Origin of the sequence: Profundibacter amoris (assembly GCF_003544895.1) — a bacterium.
Lineage (GTDB): Bacteria > Pseudomonadota > Alphaproteobacteria > Rhodobacterales > Rhodobacteraceae > Profundibacter > Profundibacter amoris.
Genome location: NZ_CP032125.1, coordinates 2,581,493 through 2,600,109 on the forward strand (window position 1 = coordinate 2,581,493; position 18,617 = coordinate 2,600,109).

15 protein-coding genes, 1 tRNA gene and 1 pseudogene are annotated in these 18,617 nt (G+C 57.8%); 5 read left to right on the forward strand and 12 right to left on the reverse strand.

Features of this window, described 5'->3' with window-relative positions; genetic code table 11:
- Nucleotides 1-752 precede the first annotated feature (752 nt).
- From BAR1_RS12850 to rtcR, 3 genes are all read right to left on the reverse strand, one after another.
- On the reverse strand, nucleotides 753-1,049 hold the full coding sequence (locus BAR1_RS12850; protein WP_118943386.1) for a GIY-YIG nuclease family protein: 297 nt from the start codon (nucleotides 1,047-1,049) through the stop codon (nucleotides 753-755).
- Nucleotides 1,050-1,232: 183 nt separating this feature from the next.
- Nucleotides 1,233-3,032: a translation elongation factor 4 gene (gene lepA, locus BAR1_RS12855; protein ID WP_118943387.1), complete on the reverse strand. Its 1,800-nt coding sequence runs from the start codon at nucleotides 3,030-3,032 to the stop codon at nucleotides 1,233-1,235.
- A gap of 90 nt (nucleotides 3,033-3,122) precedes the next feature.
- Nucleotides 3,123-4,697: an RNA repair transcriptional activator RtcR gene (gene rtcR, locus BAR1_RS12860; protein ID WP_118943388.1), complete on the reverse strand. Its 1,575-nt coding sequence runs from the start codon at nucleotides 4,695-4,697 to the stop codon at nucleotides 3,123-3,125.
- A 171-nt stretch (nucleotides 4,698-4,868) separates the two neighbouring features.
- Between rtcR and BAR1_RS12865 the strand changes: the two genes are divergently transcribed.
- From BAR1_RS12865 to BAR1_RS12880, 4 genes are all read left to right on the forward strand, one after another.
- Nucleotides 4,869-6,422 (forward strand): vWA domain-containing protein, encoded by a 1,554-nt coding sequence (locus BAR1_RS12865; RefSeq protein WP_118943389.1) that lies wholly within the window; start codon nucleotides 4,869-4,871, stop codon nucleotides 6,420-6,422.
- 252 nt (nucleotides 6,423-6,674) lie between these two features.
- Nucleotides 6,675-6,749 (forward strand) — tRNA-Asn (locus BAR1_RS12870).
- Nucleotides 6,750-7,029: 280 nt separating this feature from the next.
- On the forward strand, nucleotides 7,030-8,445 hold the full coding sequence (locus tag BAR1_RS12875) for an RtcB family protein (RefSeq protein WP_118943390.1): 1,416 nt from the start codon (nucleotides 7,030-7,032) through the stop codon (nucleotides 8,443-8,445).
- 35 nt (nucleotides 8,446-8,480) lie between these two features.
- Entirely contained in the window at nucleotides 8,481-8,924 is a 444-nt protein-coding gene (locus BAR1_RS12880) for a phosphatase domain-containing protein (protein WP_162891782.1), read from the forward strand.
- A 45-nt stretch (nucleotides 8,925-8,969) separates the two neighbouring features.
- On the opposite strand, the gene BAR1_RS18435 is transcribed toward BAR1_RS12880, so the two are convergent.
- From BAR1_RS18435 to BAR1_RS12905, 5 genes and pseudogenes are all read right to left on the reverse strand, one after another.
- Nucleotides 8,970-9,191: a hypothetical protein gene (locus tag BAR1_RS18435; RefSeq protein WP_456107147.1), complete on the reverse strand. Its 222-nt coding sequence runs from the start codon at nucleotides 9,189-9,191 to the stop codon at nucleotides 8,970-8,972.
- Nucleotides 9,192-9,332 (reverse strand): annotated as a pseudogene (locus tag BAR1_RS18440) (AAA family ATPase); the annotation flags it as partial.
- Between the two features lie 305 nt (nucleotides 9,333-9,637).
- A complete protein-coding gene (gene istA, locus BAR1_RS12895) occupies nucleotides 9,638-10,306 on the reverse strand; it encodes an IS21 family transposase (protein WP_228408557.1) in 669 nt (222 codons plus the stop codon).
- A gap of 31 nt (nucleotides 10,307-10,337) precedes the next feature.
- Nucleotides 10,338-10,838 (reverse strand): hypothetical protein, encoded by a 501-nt coding sequence (locus tag BAR1_RS12900; RefSeq protein ID WP_162891783.1) that lies wholly within the window; start codon nucleotides 10,836-10,838, stop codon nucleotides 10,338-10,340.
- Between the two features lie 352 nt (nucleotides 10,839-11,190).
- Complete coding sequence (locus BAR1_RS12905) at nucleotides 11,191-13,452, reverse strand: adenosylcobalamin-dependent ribonucleoside-diphosphate reductase (protein ID WP_118943394.1); 2,262 nt, start codon at nucleotides 13,450-13,452, stop codon at nucleotides 11,191-11,193.
- A gap of 127 nt (nucleotides 13,453-13,579) precedes the next feature.
- Here BAR1_RS12905 and BAR1_RS12910 point away from each other — a divergent pair, with 127 nt between their 5' ends.
- A complete protein-coding gene (locus BAR1_RS12910; RefSeq protein ID WP_407681516.1) occupies nucleotides 13,580-14,014 on the forward strand; it encodes a DUF1489 family protein in 435 nt (144 codons plus the stop codon).
- A 144-nt stretch (nucleotides 14,015-14,158) separates the two neighbouring features.
- On the opposite strand, the gene BAR1_RS12915 is transcribed toward BAR1_RS12910, so the two are convergent.
- Genes BAR1_RS12915 through hisS form a run of 4 tightly spaced genes read right to left on the reverse strand, consistent with a single transcriptional unit; the run spans nucleotide 14,159 to nucleotide 18,611 of the window.
- Nucleotides 14,159-15,346, reverse strand: a complete 1,188-nt coding sequence (locus tag BAR1_RS12915; protein ID WP_118943395.1) for a MalY/PatB family protein — start codon at nucleotides 15,344-15,346, stop codon at nucleotides 14,159-14,161.
- A gap of 14 nt (nucleotides 15,347-15,360) precedes the next feature.
- Nucleotides 15,361-16,050: an ATP phosphoribosyltransferase gene (hisG, locus tag BAR1_RS12920; RefSeq protein WP_118943396.1), complete on the reverse strand. Its 690-nt coding sequence runs from the start codon at nucleotides 16,048-16,050 to the stop codon at nucleotides 15,361-15,363.
- A complete protein-coding gene (locus BAR1_RS12925) occupies nucleotides 16,047-17,132 on the reverse strand; it encodes an ATP phosphoribosyltransferase regulatory subunit (protein WP_118943397.1) in 1,086 nt (361 codons plus the stop codon). Before BAR1_RS12925 ends, hisG begins: the two co-directional genes overlap by 4 nt.
- The gene (gene hisS, locus BAR1_RS12930) at nucleotides 17,133-18,611 is read right to left on the reverse strand and encodes a histidine--tRNA ligase (RefSeq protein ID WP_118943398.1); all 1,479 of its coding nucleotides are present in this window, start codon (nucleotides 18,609-18,611) and stop codon (nucleotides 17,133-17,135) included.
- Between the last annotated feature and the right edge of the window lie 6 nt (nucleotides 18,612-18,617).

Sequence of the window (18,617 nt, forward strand, 5' to 3'; positions counted from 1 at the left end):
GTCGCGTCTGATCAGTATCAAGCATTCATCCGGCAGGGCGAGGCAGCGCCTGCAACGCAGGTGCGTTCGCCTTGCCGGATGAATTCGATTTGGCGCGACATGCTCCAGGGGGGGGCGATTTCAGGAGTTATGAAACAGGAAAAGACGCCAGGTGCTCAGACGCGGTCTTTGCATTGTGCCTTGCGACACGTCCTGACGTCTTCCTGAATTGGTTCACCCCGAAGGGTTATCCTCCTCATGTGCGCGGGTTCCCGAAGGAACCTTTGCTGCCATGTATGGTCCGAAGATCATCCATGGCCCGCTGTACCCGTGATCAACTGCCTGTTCGCATTTGTTTCGAAAAACCCATACGGACTTGCTGTTGCCCACAAACTTTTGCATTTCGGTTTTCCGTCCGAAGACTTCCTTCCAATCTGCTCCGGTCCCTGGGGGCCTTTGCGTATCGCTGGGGGTTCTAAGAACCCTTCGCTGTAAGGAAAGGTTTGCAAATGAAAGTGAGTCGTTCAAGGAAAATCGACGGGGGTGGCGAAATTTCTTGGGGATAAGTCTTTGTTTTTATTGTGGATAATCGGTGGATAAGTCAGGAATAGGCGCAGAGTCAGGGGGTTGGGAGAGGAAGTTAATGTATGGGGGGGGGGGGGGGGGGGGGGGGGGGGGGGGGGGGGGGGGGGGGGGTGGTCCAATGGGGCAAGCCATTCAGAGCGCGCGGTATTATCGAGGTCCCCGCTTGCGCGGGGATGACAGGGTTTGTGTTACATTGCAACTGTTGCGTTTAGATCGTGCCAACAAGGGTTCATTCCTTCGATCAGCTCAACCTTCCATGCGCGGCGCCATTTCTTCAAACGCTTTTCGCGCAGGATGGCCTCGGTCACATCCGTATGGGTTTCATACCAAACAAGGTGGGTGCAGTTGTATCGCCTTGTAAAACGGCTGGCGGTGCCTTGGCGATGCTCGAACAGGCGACGGGGCAGGTTGTTGGTGATGCCGATGTATAGGGTGCCGTTTGGGCGGTTGGTAAGGATGTAGACGTAATAAATGTGTTCGCGCATGAAGGAATGATGCGCAGGGGTGGTTAATATCGGGTTACTTTAAGGGGGGGAATTGTGGTGGGCGGTCCCCGCGTTCGCGGGGATGACAGGGTTTTGCGCACCGATAGAATAGTGCCACCCCGCAGGAACACGCTGTTGTCATCCCCGCGAACGCGGGGACCTCACCCAACAAACGCCGCTTTATCAATCATCCATCTTCAACGCCGAAATAAACGCGCTCTGCGGGATTTCCACCTTGCCGAACTGACGCATCTTCTTCTTGCCCTTCTTCTGCTTCTCTAGCAGCTTCTTCTTGCGCGTCGCATCGCCACCGTAACATTTCGCCGTCACGTCCTTGCGCATGGCTGACAGGGTTTCCCGCGCAATTACGCGCCCGCCAATTGCCGCCTGGATCGGGATTTTGAACATGTGGCGGGGGATCAGATCCTTGAGCTTTTCGACCATCGCGCGGCCACGGGCTTCGGCGCGGTCCTGATGCACCATGGTGGACAGGGCGTCCACAGGCTCCTCGTTCACAAGGATCGACATTTTCACCAGCCGGTCCTCGCGGTAATCCTCGATTGTATAGTCAAAGGACGCATAGCCTTTGGTGACCGATTTCAGGCGATCATAAAAATCGAACACCACTTCGTTCAGTGGCAGATCATAGACCACCATCGCGCGGCTGCCCGCATAGGTCAGGTCAATCTGGATGCCGCGCCGGTCCTGACACAGCTTTAGCACATCGCCAAGGTATTCGTCGGGCACCAGAATGGTCGCCTTGATGCGCGGTTCTTCCAGATGGTCCACCAGCGACATGTCGGGCATATCGGCGGGGTTGTGCAGTTCCATCATGCTGCCGTCGCGCAGGTAGACGTGGTAGATCACGCTGGGGGCGGTGGTGATCAGGTCGATGTTGTATTCGCGTTCCAGCCGGTCGCGGATCACTTCGAGGTGCAGCAGACCAAGGAAGCCGCAGCGAAAGCCGAAGCCCAGCGCGGCGCTGGTTTCCATTTCCGAACTGAACGACGCGTCATTCAGCGAGAGTTTGGAAATCGCCTCGCGCAGGTCCTCAAATTCGGCGTTATCGACAGGGAACAGCCCGCAGAACACCACGGGTTGGGCAGGCTTAAAACCGTCCAGTGCCTCCGCACAGCCCTTTTTCTCGTGGGTAATCGTATCGCCGACGCGGGTGTCGCGCACCTGTTTGATGCTGGCGGTCAGAAAGCCGATTTCGCCCGGCCCCAATTCGTCGATCGGTTCCATCTGCGGGCGGAACACGCCGATACGGTCCACCGGATAAACGGCGTTGGTGTGCATCATGCGGATGCGGTCGCCCTTTTTCAGCACGCCGTCGATGATGCGCACCAGGACGATCACGCCAAGGTAGGCGTCATACCAGCTGTCAACCAGCATGGCCTTGAGCGGCGCATCGCGCTCGCCCTTGGGGGCAGGCAGTTCGTTGACGATAGCTTCGAGCGTTTCGTGGATCCCCTCGCCGGTTTTGGCCGAGACCAGAATGGCACCGGTGGCGTCAATGCCGATCACATCCTCGATCTGTTCGGCCACGCGGTCGGGTTCGGACGCGGGCAGGTCGATCTTGTTCAGCACGGGGACGATTTCGTGATCCGCCTCGATCGCGTGATAGACATTGGCAAGCGTCTGCGCCTCGACCCCTTGCGAGGAATCCACCACCAGCAGCGAGCCTTCGACCGCGCGCATGCTGCGCGACACTTCGTAGGCGAAATCGACGTGGCCGGGGGTGTCGATCAGGTTCAGGACATAGGTTTCCCCATCATCCGCGGTGTAATCGATACGCACCGTGTTGGCCTTGATGGTGATGCCGCGTTCGCGTTCGATATCCATCGTATCCAGCAATTGTGCCTGCATGTCACGTTCCTTGACCGTGCCGGTTTCCTGAATCAGCCGGTCGGCAAGGGTGGATTTCCCGTGGTCGATATGCGCCACGATCGAGAAATTGCGGATTTTGCTAAGGTCAGTCATAGGAAAGGGATATGATAGAGCCGAAGGGATTGGTCAAGCAGGGTTCGGCATATCCGGCCACAACATATGCTTTCAGGCCCGCAGCGGGCATCATTGCACCAGCTGCGCCCAGTCCAGCCCGAACTTTTCCAGATATTTGCGCAGCCGGTCTGCGTCATTGCGGCTTTTCTTCTCTAGCCGCGACACAGCAAACAGCCGTCGCCCCGCCGCACTCAGGCTTTTGCTTTCACGGCAGATGCGGATCGCCGAGGCCAGTTGCGCCTGATCAAACAGGTCTATCTGCGCGGCACCCTCCCCCAACACCTCGGCCAGCAGAACTGCATCGGCGTCGGCATGGGCGTCCTTCCAGATACGCTGCAGGGTGGCGATTTCATCCTGAACCATCGGCAGAGTGACCCGTCCCCGCGGCGACAATGTGCACATCCGCTGAACCGAGGCCCCAAGGTCACGGAAATTTCCCGGCCACGGCGTGGATGGATCGGTGGCAAAGCGCAGATAGGCTGGCAAGGCATCGGCGTTGAAAGCAACCTGATTGCCCAGCATCTTTCCAACCTTCTCGAATTCATATTCCAGATTGGGAGCTATATCCTCGGGTCGTTCGCGCAAGGCCGGCAGGCGGAAGGTCCACAAGTTCAGCCGCGCATACAGGTCCGCGCGGAATTTCCCCTGCGCCACCAGTCCGGCCAGATCACGGCTGGCCCCTGCAATCAGATGGAACCGGCTTGTGACCTCGTAATCGGATCCCAGCGGGAAATACTTGCCGCTTTCCACCGCGTGCAGGATCATCGCCTGCTCGTCCAGCCCCAGTTCGTCAATCTCGTCCAGAAACAGCACCCCGCCGTCGGCCTCTTTCAGCAAACCGCCGCGTTCCGATTGTGCCCCCGCCATCGCCCCGCGCCTGTGACCAAACAGGGTGGACATGGCGCGTTCCCCTTGCAGGGTCGAACAATTCACATGCACCAGCCGCCCCTTGATCCGACGGCGTTGCAGTTTCAATTCATAGAGCCGCGCCGCCAGATCGGATTTCCCCGTGCCTGTTGGCCCCACCAGCAACAGTGGCGCATCCGAATTGGACACCACCACCTCCATCCGTTCGATCAGCGCGTTGAACACCGGATTTCGGGTTTCTATCCCGCCTTTCAGCAGGGTGTTATATTCGCCCGAAACCCGTTCAAACCGCTGCTGAAGCGCATTGTATTTCGACAGGTCCAGATCGATGACCTGAAGCGTACCAATATCCGGCGTGTTGTTGCGCGGCGGGCCGGTCTGCACCAGTTTGGCTGGCACATGACGGGATTCCGCCAGCAGGAACCAACAGATCTGCGCCACATGGGTGCCGGTGGTCAGATGCACATGGTATTGCTCGCGCTCGTCATCAAAGCCGTAGTTTTGCGCAAAATCGAACAGCGCGCCGTAGACCTGTTCAAAGTCCCACGGATTATCAATGTTGATTTCATTCAGCAGAACCTCGGTTCCGGGGCTGACCGACTGGATCGCCGCCTTGATTTTCCCTGCCAAAGACCGCCAGCGGGCATCGTGCAGCAATTCAAACCGTTCCACCGGAAAATCGGGGTGTTCACACAGTTGCACCGACGGGCGCCACTTGCGCCGTTTACCGGCATCCATCTGGGTGCCTAGAAAGCCTATGACGACATTTTTCTTCATAGTTTATCTTTTTGTATAATTTCGTATATTATTCAATAGTGTTTTTTGCAGGAAAAACACCGCCACTTATATTTTCCAATTAATATCAACATCTTACAGAGTTTTCATTTTTTCTCCCTCTTTGCGCCTACATCCCACAAAAAGACCCCACAAAAAAGAAGGAAGAAAACAATGGCGAACAAATCCGTGTTTGCATCGATCAAAGGCCGGTTGCTGCCAGCAACCGAGACGCTGAATAAACACGCAGCACCGGCCTACGCTCATTCTGATGCCCACGCCCTGGCCCAGGTCGCAATGACAGGGACATTCGGTGCAATGGTTTACACTGACCCGATGGAAGAACTGGAATATGTTCTGACACTGGCTGAATCGGTTGACCCGACATTTCTGACCAAAACCGCCATCTACACGCGGCAAAAGGGGCATATGAAAGATATGCCCGCGCTGTTGCTGGCAGTTCTGGCACGGCTGGACCCGATCCTGTTCACAACCGCTTTCGGGCGGGTGGTGGATAACGGCAAGATGCTGCGCACCTTTGTGCAGATCATGCGGTCGGGGCAGACGGGCCGCAAATCGCTGGGGTCCGCGCCGAAACGGATGGTTGCGAACTGGCTGAACGAGGCGTCCGACTGGGCGATCCTGAACGCCAATATCGGTAACGATCCGTCTTTGGCCGATGTCATCAAGATGGTGCACCCGAAACCCGCCAATGCGGCCCGCGAGGCCCTGTTTGCGTGGATCATCGGCAAGCCGTGCGATGTAGAACTGTTGCCGCTGAACGTGCAGGAATATCTGCGGTTCAAGGAAACGGGGAAAGGGCCACTGCCTGTGGTTCCGTTTCAAATGCTGACGCAGCTGGAATTGACGCCCAAACACTGGGCGAAGATTGCCAAGAACGCGTCATGGCAAATGACACGGATGAACCTGAACACGTTTCTGCGGCATGGGGTTCTGGATATGGCGAACATGCGCAAGCATGTAGCGGCCACCCTGCGCGACCCTGCGCGGATCAAAAAGGCACGGGTTTTCCCGTATCAGTTGATGACGGCCTATCAGGCCTTGTCCGCCGATATGCCTGCTGAAATCCGCGAGGCCCTGCATGACGCGATGGAATTGGCGGTGCAGAATGTGCCGACGTTCAAAGGGTCTGTTGTGGTCTGTCCGGATGTATCGGGTTCGATGCACTGGCCGGCCACGGGGTATCGCCCCGGGGCGACAACAATGACGCGCTATGTCGATGTTGCCGGTCTGGTTGCGGCGGCTGTGTTGCGGAAAAATCCGCGCGCCAGGGTTCTGCCGTTCGAGGTCAAGGTGCGGGAAACCGTGCTGGAGCCAAAGGACACGATCCTGACCAACGCACAGCGTTTGGCCGATCTGGGCGGCGGCGGGACAAACTGTTCCGCACCTCTGGAATGGCTGGTGGCCAAAGGGCTGTCGCCTGATCTGGTGGTCTTTGTGTCGGATAACGAGTCGTGGGCAGATACCCTGACTGGGCGCGGAACAGCGATGATGAAGCAATGGAACGTGCTGAAACAGCGCAATCCAAAGGCCAAACTGGTCTGCATCGACATCGCCCCATACGGGACGACGCAAGCCAAGGAGCAAAAGGATGTGCTGAATATCGGCGGCTTCTCGGACACTGTGTTCGACCAGATCGCGGCATTTGCTGCGGACAGGCTCGGGCCGTCCCATTGGGTCGGTGAAATTGAAAACGTAGAACTGTAACAAAAAAAGGAGAATAGCCCCGGCGAATGCCTAAGGAACTACATGCACAACTTCGGGTCATCCGTGGGGTTCGACTCCCCACCTTGCAGGCGCTCTCTGGCATGGGCGGGATCCCGGAAATGTTTCTTATTTCCTTGTCGCCGGGGCTTGTTGATACAAAATTTGGAGGAATGCCTGCGGGACTACATCTTTATCCCAGATCCCCTAACACGGGCCGTCTCGCATCTAACTTGTCCTCCTGACCCGACATATTCGGCTGTAGCTCAGTGGCAGAGCGCCTGATTGTTAATCAGGGTGTCGTTGGTTCGATCCCAACCAGCCGAGCCATAACAACGTAACAAATGAAAGGAATAGAAATCAGAGGGAATGCTTGCAGGATTACATTGGATTTGCCAATTCGAAACTGGCCCGCATCACGTTTGCGGAAATCTTGCTGTCACTTGTCCCTCGCCCTCAATACCTTGGCCAATGCAGGTGGAACTACATCGTGTCGCGGGTTCGAATCCCGCCGTGGGGCACAGCCCCCGCGTAGCTCAGCCCGGTAGAGCAGTTAACCCGTTTCACCCCACCCTTGTCGCCAGGGCTTTGATTTCTTTAAGGTATCAAAATGACAAACGTAACGAATGAACTCACCTCTGATCTGCTGAAAAGCTGGGGCCATGTTCCCGGCCCCGATTTTGGCAAGGCCCTGTCCGAGGGGCAGGCCGCCTTTGCTGCTGGCTATGATCTGGATCTGATCCGCAATAAGCTGGAGCGCCTGAAACCGCCCCCTGCCCCGCCAACCCTGCCGCTGCATGAAACAGGGGCCGTGCCGTTTCACGTCAACATTGACGCAAGCGATGCGGACGAGTTGGACAACATCGAAAAGGTGGGCGAAACCATGACGGCTGTCATGCGCACCCCGACCGTTATCGCGGGTTCGGTGATGCCCGATGCCTGTCCGGCGGGGCCTGTCGGGACGATCCCTGTGGGCGGTGTGGTCGCGACCCGAAACGCGATCCATCCGGGGATGCACTCGGCTGATATCTGTTGCTCGGTGATGCTGACCAATTTCGGTGATGCCGATCCCAAAGCCGTTCTGGACGCCGCCCATGCGGTGACCCATTTCGGTGCAGGCGGGCGCAAACAGGGGCAGCGGTTTACCGTCAGCCAGAAGATGATCGAGGCCTTTGCTGCCAACCCTTTTCTGGACGGCCCCAAAATGCAGCGCATGATTGTGGAGCATATGGGGACCCAAGGCGATGGCAACCATTTCCTGTTTGTCGGCACGTCGCGGGCAACCGGTGAGACCTGCATGGTCACGCATCATGGATCACGCGGGCCAGGCGCGGTGCTGTATAAGCTGGGTATGAATGTGGCGCAAAAGTTTCGCAAGAAACTGTCGCCCGATACGTTGAAGCAAAACGCATGGATCCCTGCCGACACACAAGAGGGCAAGGATTACTGGGAAGCGCTGCAACTGATCCGCAAATGGACCAAGGCCAACCATACCGGCCTGCATCAGGCCACGGTGGAATCCGTAGGGGCACAGATGAAGGAAAGGTTCTGGAATGAACACAACTTTGTCTTTCGGCGCGGCGATATCTACTACCACGGCAAGGGCGCAACCCCTGCCTGGGACGGATACGCGCCGGATGCCACGGGCCTGACCCTGATCCCGCTGAACATGGCCGAGCCTGTGCTGGTCGTGCGCGGCAAGGACAGGGATCACGCGCTGGGGTTCAGCCCGCACGGGGCCGGTCGCAACTTTTCCCGTTCCGAGCACAAGCGCCGGATGGGGGAAGTGACGCCCGAACAAATGCTGGCGGCTGAAACCGCCGGTCTGGATATCCGGTTCTTTGCGAACAAGATCGACGCATCCGAACTGCCGTCCAGCTATAAAAAGGCCGATACGGTGGTGGAACAGATCAAGAAATACGACCTGGCCGAAATCGTCGATTATATCGACCCGTTCGGTTGCATTATGGCGGGGGATATTCCACCGTTCTGGATGAACAAAAAGAACAGAAAGGGGCGGCGCTAACGCATCGGCCTTTTCGCCGTATCTTGGGGCGCCCTGTGAAACAGACCGTAATTTTCGACATCGACGGCACCCTTGCCGACATCCGCCACCGGCGCGGATTTCTGGACGGGGATCGTCCGGACTGGAACCGGTTCAACGCGGCAATGGGGGATGACACCCCGAATGTGCCGGTGGTGACCCTGTATAAATCCCTGTGGGAAACGGGGCAGTTTGATATGGTGCTGGCCTCGGGTCGCAATGAAAAGCACCGCGCGGTTACCAAACAATGGCTGATCTGGAATGAAATACCGTTTGGACGCATATTGATGCGGGCGGACAAGGACAACCGCGCAGATCACATCATCAAAAAGGAAATTCTGGATTTGCTGCTGGCCGAGGGACGCCAGATCGCGTTCACCGTGGATGATCGCCAACAGGTCGTCGATATGTGGCGGCGCAACGGGATCACCTGTTTGCAATGCGATGTGGGGGATTTCTGAAAATCGGTGACGGTCCGCAATCCGAATGCAGAACTGCGAACCGTCTTATTGTGCGGCGATTGCCACGGGGGCCTGCAACAGACCCGTTGCCATGGATGCCTCTTCGGCATCATTGCTTTGGGCCAGCAGCCAGCTTTGCACCTCGGCGGGGGAAAACCGTCGATCCCCCAGCGCCCGGCAGAACCGGTCCCCCAGATCGGGATGATCCGGAAAGAACCGCAGGAACAGACGCTGTGCGGTTGCCGCGCCAATCAGGCCCAGTTCCATATGCACGTCCGCCCGACCGGGACGGATCAGCGCCGGATCCAGCCGCTCGCGGTGGTTGGTGGTCATCACCAGTGCGCGCCCCTCCTGGGCGGCCACCCCGTCGATGGCGTTCAGCAGACCGGAAAAACTGATCCCGCTTCGCTTCTCGCCATTGTCGCGCTGCGTGAACTGTCAATGAGCGTTTAAAACTGACCCTGTTTTGGCATTTAAAAGTGACCCACCTTTGAGGGGCAAAGCCAATAGGCGAGATGCCCTCATATAGCGAGCTCGTCTATTGGCTTTGTTTGCGCTGCGGCTTATTGAACGCGGCTGTTTTTGCTTTGTGCGAAGCGGAACGAGTCATTGCCGGTCTCGATGATTGAGCAATGATGCGTGACCCTATCCTTTGAGCGTGACACGTAGGTTACCGTCGCCAGTGGTTGCTCGGACCAATGGCGCAATCACTGTCAACTCTTTGGATTGTCGATAATTACCCGACGCGGCACTCCGCCGTAAAACGATAATGCGCGCACAAATGCATCCAGCACCATCTCCTGAGATTCACCCGGATAAGCCACAATGAAAGGTTTGCGGCTATGACACAGGCGAAAATGCGCAACTTTGATCTTTTGCTCAACGCCGCCCAGAACAACGTGCTCCTCACTCCAGTCAAATTGCAACGCATCTCCTGCTTTAAAATGCAAGGGAATATAGGCATGCAGTATTTCTGATCCATCTGCCTTCAGCGCTTTGACAAATCGACAAACCGGAGAATATGAACCGGCATATCCCTCTTCAACCAACTGCTCATAAAGCTTAACAGCGGTACGCCGTTCTCGGCGGGCCCGTTTCTGATCTTGCTCAAAAAGGCTGCGTAGGCGGTCTTCAAAACCCTGTAACTTGTGCCGAACCGGTGGTTGACTGCGCTGATAACGCGGCGGCGTTGCATCGTTCAAATACTTCTTGATCGTATTACGGGATAAACCCGTGCTCCGGCTCACAGACCGGATGCTTCGTCCATCTCGCAAAACCAAACGACGGATCTTTGCTGCACTTTCCATTAATATCACCTGATCATTCTCCGCGCCCAAATACGCGGATGTTAACAAAACAGGTGGGTCAATTTTAAACGCCAATTACCCACCCAAGTGGGTCAATTTTGCATGCCTATTCACATATTACTTCATTGAGATAACCCAGAATAGACTCATCATTGTTTGTGAGCCACTGAGCCGGAGAATCGAAAAAACTAACGGTTGTCGCCGCTGGATCCGTGGAAACCGCGAGAGAATATTTGAACGGCAGGTCCTTCTTGAGAAGTTCCGGATTCAACTCAGCGAACAAAATGAATTTTATTACCTCACGAAGTGCCTCTGGGGCACTAAACGCGGAAGTAAGGCGCTTACACTGGACCAGTCCTGCAGGGTCCCCATGCCTTGTCAGCCAGACATCCCGACCTTGGTCAGCTCCGGCGACCATAAGCGTAGCGTTATCGTAGTATTCTTTAGAATGCCTCAGACTGCCGAAAATGTCCCACAGAAGAAGCTCGAAAGCGGCATCTGTGAGGTTGTTAAGCGGTGCTTGCTGAACACCAGCTTCAACATCTTGAATTTTGGATACCTCGACAAGTTCACGGCTAACCTCGTCTCTGCTAAAGAACATAACCAAGCTGATCTTCTCCCCCTAAACTATTCTAAAAATTTCTTTTTTTGGGTCGCTACTTTTAGCAAACGATAGCCGTGAGTGAGCAGTGTTGCAATCTGGGATTGAGCTAATTGGGGGTATCGGCGGCGTACCGGTTTGCCATGTGATTGCGATCGAACTTTCTGTGCCCATGGAAGCGAAGACCAAACTCACAATTTCTTCTTGCCACGTTGGCCGAAATTGAGACTCACACTCCAGTTTACAACTCAGTAAACCACGAACGAAATTCGCGATGGCAAATCTATGAGCTCGAAATGGCAATCCCTGGGGTCAAAATGGCAACACTATGGGTACGTTGTCACAGACCAGTTGCGCCTTAACCGCATTTGCTGTGCCCGCAACTGCCGCAGGTCATGCAGCCTTCAACCATCCGCAAATCATACTGCCCGCATTTCGGACAGGCCTGTCCGCGCGGTGCGTCCAGATTGACGACTTGCGCGTGCGGGTCCGATTTCAGGCCCATGCCTTCGCCCTCGATAAATCCGGTGTGGATCATGTGCCGTTCGATCACCCCGCCAATCGCAGCCAGAATGGACGGCACATATTTGCCCTCCATCCACGCCCCGCCACGCGGATCGAACACGGCCTTTAGCTCCTCAACCACAAAGGAAACATCCCCCCCGCGCCGGAACACCGCTGAAATCATCCGCGTCAGGGCCACCGTCCAGGCGAAATGCTCCATGTTTTTCGAGTTGATGAACACCTCGAACGGCCGTCTGTGCCCGTTCACCACCAGATCGTTCACGGTGATATAGATCGCGTGTTCGCTCTCGGGCCATTTCAGCTTGTAGGTATTGCCTTCCAGCTCTTTGGGCCGGTCCAGCGGTTCGGATAGATAGACCACATCGGCGCCGGTATCGGCCTCGGGTGTCTTGTCAGACGTTTCGCTGACCGTCAGAACCGAGCCGGTCACATCATTGGGCCGGTAGGTGGTGCACCCCTTACAGCCGCTGTCCCAGGCCTGCATATAGACGTCCTGAAAATCGGCAAAACTGATATCTTCGGGGCAGTTAATGGTTTTCGAGATCGAACTGTCCACCCATTTCTGCGCCGCCGCCTGCATTTTGACGTGATCCAGCGGGGCCAGTGTTTGAGCGTTGACGAAATAGTCGGGCAATTCCTTGTCCCCGAATTTCTCGCGCCACAGCTGCACGGCGTAATCGACCACTTCTTCCTCGGTGCGGGTGCCGTCGTTTTGCAGCACCTTGCGGGTGTAGGCATAGGCGAACACTGGCTCGATGCCGGAACTGACATTGCCGGCATAAAGGCTGATTGTACCGGTCGGGGCGATCGAGGTCAGCAGCGCGTTGCGGATACCGTATTTGCGGATTGCATCGCGCACATCGTCATCCATCATCTGCATGGTACCGCTGGCCAGATATTTATCTGCGTCAAACAGCGGGAAGGCGCCCTTCTCTTTAGCCAGATCAACCGAGGCCAGATAAGCGGCCCGCGCGATCTGTTTCATCCACTCTTCGGTCTGTTGCGCCGCCTGATCCGAGCCATACCGCAAGCCCACCATCAACAGCGCATCGGCAAGGCCGGTTACACCAAGGCCGATCCGCCGCTTGGCATGGGCCTCTTGCGCCTGCGCCTCTAGCGGAAAGCGGCTGGTATCGATCACATTGTCCATCATCCGCACCGCCGTGCGCACCAGATCGTCCAGCGCTGTTTCGTCCAGCCGTGCGTTTTCCTCGAACGGATCATTGACCAGCCGCGCAAGGTTCACCGACCCCAGCAGGCACGCGCCATAGGGCGGCAAAGGTTGTTCACCGCAAGGGTTGGTCGCGGCGATGGTTTCGCAATAGGACAGGTTGTTCATCGCGTTGATCCGGTCGATGAAAATCACCCCGGGTTCGGCGAAATCATAGGTGGACTGGATGATCTGGTTCCACAAATCCCGTGCCTTCAGTGTGTGATACACCGTGTCGTTGAATTTCAAATCCCACGGGCCATCATCCTTGACCGCTTGCATGAAATCATCCGTCACCAGCACCGACAGGTTGAACATGCGCAGGCGCGCGGGGTCGCGTTTGGCGGTGATGAAATCCTGAATATCGGGGTGGTCACAGCGCATGACCGCCATCATCGCCCCGCGTCGCGATCCGGCGGACATGATGGTACGGCACATCGCGTCCCACACATCCATGAAGGAAATCGGACCCGAGGCATCGGCCCCCACCCCCTTCACATCCGCGCCCTTGGGCCGGATGGTGGAAAAATCATAGCCGATGCCACCGCCCTGCTGCATGGTTAGCGCGGCCTCTTTCAACATGTCGAAAATGCCGCCCATATCGTCGGGGATCGTGCCCATGACGAAACAGTTGAACATTGTCACGGCGCGGCCCGTGCCCGCCCCTGCGGTGATCCGGCCAGCAGGCAGGAATTTGAAATCCTGCAAGGCGTCGTAGAATTCGCCCTCGCGCGCCTCGGGGGCGTCATCGCCTTTGGCCAAGGCGCGGGCAATCCTGCGCCATGTATCCTCGACCGATTCGTCCATTACTTTGCCATCGCGACCCTTCAGGCGATACTTCATATCCCAGATTTGTTCGGCGATTGGCGCAGAGAAACGGCTCATGTTCGGATGTCCTGTTGGTGGCAGCAAGGGAGGCGACAATAGGCCCAAGACGCGTGTGGGTCAATTGTAATTGCCGCGTTTTGCCCTATGATTGCCCGAGTCGCAACATAGCACATCTTGGGGGCACATGGTGGGCAAAACCATAAATCTGGTGAAACTCAGCGTCGGGATCGACTCGGTCGAGCACCTGCAAACCTATCGCGCCCGTATCCTGCGCGAGGGCGGACCAAAGCATCCGCGCCACATCACGCGCATGTGGCCGCGGCGCGAAAAGGAACTGCTGAACGGTGGCTCGATCTACTGGGTGATCAAGGGGGTGATCCAGTGCCGTCAACGGGTTATCCGGCTGGACGAGGTGATCGGCGAGGACGGTATCCGCCGGTGCGCCATCGTGATGGATCCGGAAATCATCCGCACCCAGTCCGCCGTGCGCCGCCCGTTTCAGGGCTGGCGTTATCTGGAACCGGCCGACAGCCCTGCTGATCTGGGTAAGGGAGCGGTTGCCGGGGATGATCTGCCGGTGGAGCTGATGTCGGCGCTGGCGGATATCGGGGTTAGGTAAAGCACTGCTTTTTTCACGTAAATGGCTGTAATTACTTGGTTAAAGCATATCCTCAATATATCCACTAAACCGGTTTAATGGATATGTCAGCCAACGACAAAACCTTCACTCAACCCACGCTCTGAAAACCCACTCGTTGTCTGGCTATTCTTCCCGCAGGCTTTTCACCAAACGTTCCAGCGCCTTTTCCAGCCGCGCCCGCGTGCAGGCGATATTCACCCGTGCAAACCCTTCACCCTGTTTGCCGAATGCCTGCCCGCGCGTCACCGCCCAGCCTGCCTTTTGCCGCAGGAACGTGGTTAACTCATCCGGCGACAGCCCAAGGGCGCGAAAATCCAGCCACGCCAGAAATGTGCCTTCCGGCTCAATCAATTCCACCCCGTCAATGCCCGCCAGCCGGTCCCGCATCAGTGCCAGATTGCCCGCGATATATTCCATCACGTCCTTCAACCACGGCCCGCCATCGCGATAAGCCGCCAGCATCGCGACCGAGGCAAAGCTGTTGTTCTTGTTCACCGTCAGGCGGCTGTTCTCCACCTGAAACGCCTTGCGCCTGTCCTCATCCGCAATTACCGCAAAGGCCGAGCAACAGGCGGCGATATTAAAGCTTTTGGCCGGTGACAAAGCGATGATCACATTTTGTGCGTAATCCGCCCCAAGACTGGCAAAGGGCGTGTAGTCATGTCCCGCAAAAGTCACATCGCCGTGAATTTCATCCGACACAACCAGTACCCCGTGCCGTGCGCAGATATCCCCCAGTTTCCGCAGCTCATCCCGCGTCCAGACCCGTCCAACGGGGTTGTGGGGATTACACAAATACAACATTTTGTTGCGTGGATCAGCGACTAAAGCCTCCAGATTTTCAAAATCCATACAATACCGGCCATCCCGCAGGATCAGCGGATTTTCCACCACAACCCGCCCGTTTTCCTGCACCACATCGTAGAAATCGAAGAACACGGGTGGCTGAACGATGATCCCGCCCCCCGCATCCGTGAACAGGGACGCGGCAATCGCAAGGATGTTCAGCACATTGGGCGCGCGCAGGATATGGGCCTGATCCAGCGCCCAGCCGTGGCGGTTTTTCTGCCAGTTACATAGTGCCGGATACAGCCCCCCGGGCACAGCCTCGTAACCGAAAACCCCGTGATCCAGCCGCGCCTGCATTGCATCGCGCACCACCTGCGGGGCTTTGAAATCCATGTCGGCCACACCGGCAGCAAACAGGCCCTCGCCACCCTCGCCCAGCACCATCGGATGGACCTTCAACGCCGGAACAGCGCGCCGGTCGATTTCCTCGTCAAAATCCGTCCGCTCGCGATTGTCCGTCATGGCCCATCCCTTTCTCAGGTCAGTTTTCCCAGAAATTCCGTTAACGTATCCCTGTCCGTATCCGACAATGCCGCCTTGCGCGAGCGAAACAATGTCGCTTGCGATTTATGTACCAGACCATCGGTCAGAATTTTCAGATGGTTGGCCCGCAGGGTTTCCCCCGAGGATGTAATATCCGCCACCGCCTCGGCGGTTTCGTTTTTCACCGTGCCTTCGGTTGCGCCCTGACTATCGACCAGTTGATAATCCGCCACCCCCTGATCGCGCAGGAATTCCCGCACCAGCCGGTGGTATTTCGTGGCAATCCGCATCCGGAACCCGTGCGTGGCGCGAAACGCTGCTGCGGCAGCATCCAGATCGTCCAGCGTATCCACATCTACCCAGCAGTTGGGCACCGCGATGATCAGATCGGCGTGGCCGAATCCCATCAGTTGCACTTCTTCAACCTGCGTATCCCAGGCCGCCAGTTTCTCGCGCACAAGGTCCGAGCCGGTGACCCCCAGATGGATCCGTCCTGCCGCCAGTTCACGCGGGATTTCGCCGGCAGACAATAGCACCAGTTCCACACCCGTTACCCCGTCCACGGCCGCCGCATATTCGCGGTCCGATCCGGTGCGGCGCAGGCCCACGCCGCGTTTGCCGAACCAGTCAAAGGTTTTCTCCATCAAGCGCCCTTTCGAGGGCACGCCCAGTTTCACAGTCATAGCGCGCCCCCCAGTTCCAGCACCAGTTCCGGGCGGATCACCCCGCCTACAGCCGGAATACTGCGCCCCTGCCCCAGCACGCTGGTCAGCGCATCGTAGCGCCCGCCGCTGGCCACCGCCGGCAGGTCGGGGCGCGCTTCGGCGTAAAATCCGAACACAAACCCGTCGTAATATTCCAGCGTGGTGCGCCCGTATGAGCCTTCGAAATCAAGGGCCTGCACATCGACCCCGCGCGCATCCAGCGCGGTCAGGCGGGCGTCCATCATATCCACCGCACCGGCAATGGCGGGCAGATCGACCGAAATATCCCGCAGCCGTTCCAGCACATTGTGGGATTTTTCCCGCAGGCTCAGGATATCGTCCAGTATGCCCGCCTCGGCCTCGGAAATCGGCGGGGTGGCGGCATCTTCGCGCAAGGCGTCAATCCGCGCCGTAATCTCGGATTTTGAGCGCAAACCGATAAACGGCCCCGCCCCTTCCAGTGCGTCCTCCGCCTGCAACAAGGCCACCCGTGTTGCGGGCGGTTTTGCCTTGCCGGTATAGCGATCCAGCAGCGCGCGAAACCGTCTGGGCCGCCAGATATGGCGCAGCAATGCAGCCTTGCGCCGTTCGGTCGTCGACAGCCCGCGCACGGCAGCCATCAGGATACCCATATCCCCCGTTGCCGCCCGCAGGCCAAGCGGGGCAAGGACTTGCTGAAACAGGGCGAAAACCTCGGCATCGGCGGCGGCGGGCTTTTCGCGCTCGAACACTTCGTAGCCCACCTGCATGAATTCGCTGGGGCGGGAAATATCCTCCTCTTGCCGCCGGAAAACCTCGCCTGCATAGGTATAGCGGGCCGGCTCGGCGCCGTGTTCCATGTGCATCTGCACCACCGGCACGGTGAAATCGGGGCGCAGCATCTGTTCCCCGCGCAGCGCGTCCGAGGTCACATAGGCGCGGGCGCGAATATCCTCGCCGTAAAGGTCCAGCAGAACACGGGCCGGTTGCAGAATGTCGGTTTCCACCCGCCGTGCGCCCTGTGCTTCAAAAAACTCTAGAATCCGCGCCGCCTGTGTGCGTGCTTTTGCCTTGGGTGTCATCTACCCGCCCTCGTGCAAGGCGATGATCTCGCGCACTTTGGCCAGCAGATCGCCGCGCGGTACCTCGTATTGCGAGGGCAGCGATTTCCATTCCTCCAACGTGGCGTTTTCGGCGATTTTCGCGCCCAGAACCAAATCCTTGATCTGCACCACGCCGCGTTCCTTTTCATCCCCGCCCTCGATCACGGCAACGGGGGAATTGCGCTTGTCCGCGTATTTCAACTGATTGCCGAAATTTTTCGGGTTTCCCAGATAGACCTCGGCACGGATACCGGCATTGCGCAGTTCGGCCACCATTGCCTGATAATCCGCCATCCGGTCGCGGTCCATCACGGTCACAACCACAGGGCCAAGCGATTTGCCCGCCGTCCGCCCCTTGGCACGCAGGGCCGCCAGCAGGCGGTCAACACCGATGGAGATGCCGGTTGCGGGCACGGCCTGACCGGTAAAGCGTTTGACCAGATCATCATAGCGCCCGCCGCCAGCAACCGAGCCGAATTGTTGCTTGCGCCCCTTTTCATCGGTGATTTCAAAGGTCAGTTCGGCCTCGTAAACCGGACCGGTATAATAGCCAAGGCCACGCACCACCGAGGGGTCGATCTCGATCCGGTCAGGGCCATAGCCCTGCGCTGCCAGCAGATCGGCGATCTGCTCCAGTTCCGCGATGCCTTCTTTGCCGGTAACACTATCCCCCACAGCAGCGCGCAGGTTGGCCAGAGTGCCCGCCGTATCGGCCGCTTTCGAGGTCAGAAACGCAATCACCGGCTCGGCCTGATCCACCGACAGGCCCACCCCGTCGATATAGGCGCCCGAGGCATCCAGCCGTCCCTTGCCCAGCAATTCGCGCACGCCCGCTTCGCCCACCTTGTCGAACTTGTCGATGGTGCGCAGAACGTCGTCACGCGCAGGGCCTTCTTCCAGCCCCATCACCTCGAGCACCCCGTTCAGAACCTTGCGGTTGTTCACCCGGATGATGTAGTCGCCACGCGGAATTCCCACGGTTTCCAGGGTGTCAGCCAGCATCGCGCAAATCTCGGCGTCCGCGGCCATGCTGGCCGACCCCACCGTATCCGCATCGCATTGATAAAACTGGCGAAACCGCCCAGGCCCCGGCTTTTCATTGCGCCAGACAGGCCCCATGGCAAAGCGCCGATAAGGTGTCGGCAGATCATTGCGATACTGCGCATAGACCCGCGCCAGCGGGGCGGTCAGATCATAGCGCAGCGCCAGCCAGTCCTTTTCGTCCTCCTGCCAGGCGAACACACCCTCGTTGGGGCGGTCCACATCGGGCAGGAACTTGCCCAGCGCCTCGACGGTTTCCACCGCCGAACTCTCCAGCGCCTCGAAGCCGTAGCGATGGTAAACAGCCGCGATCCGGTCGAGCATCTCTTTGCGTTCGGCCACGTCTTCGCCGAAATAGTCGCGAAAGCCTTTGGGCGGAAGCGCCTTTGGGCGGGGCTGTTTTTTCACTTTGGCCATGGGCTG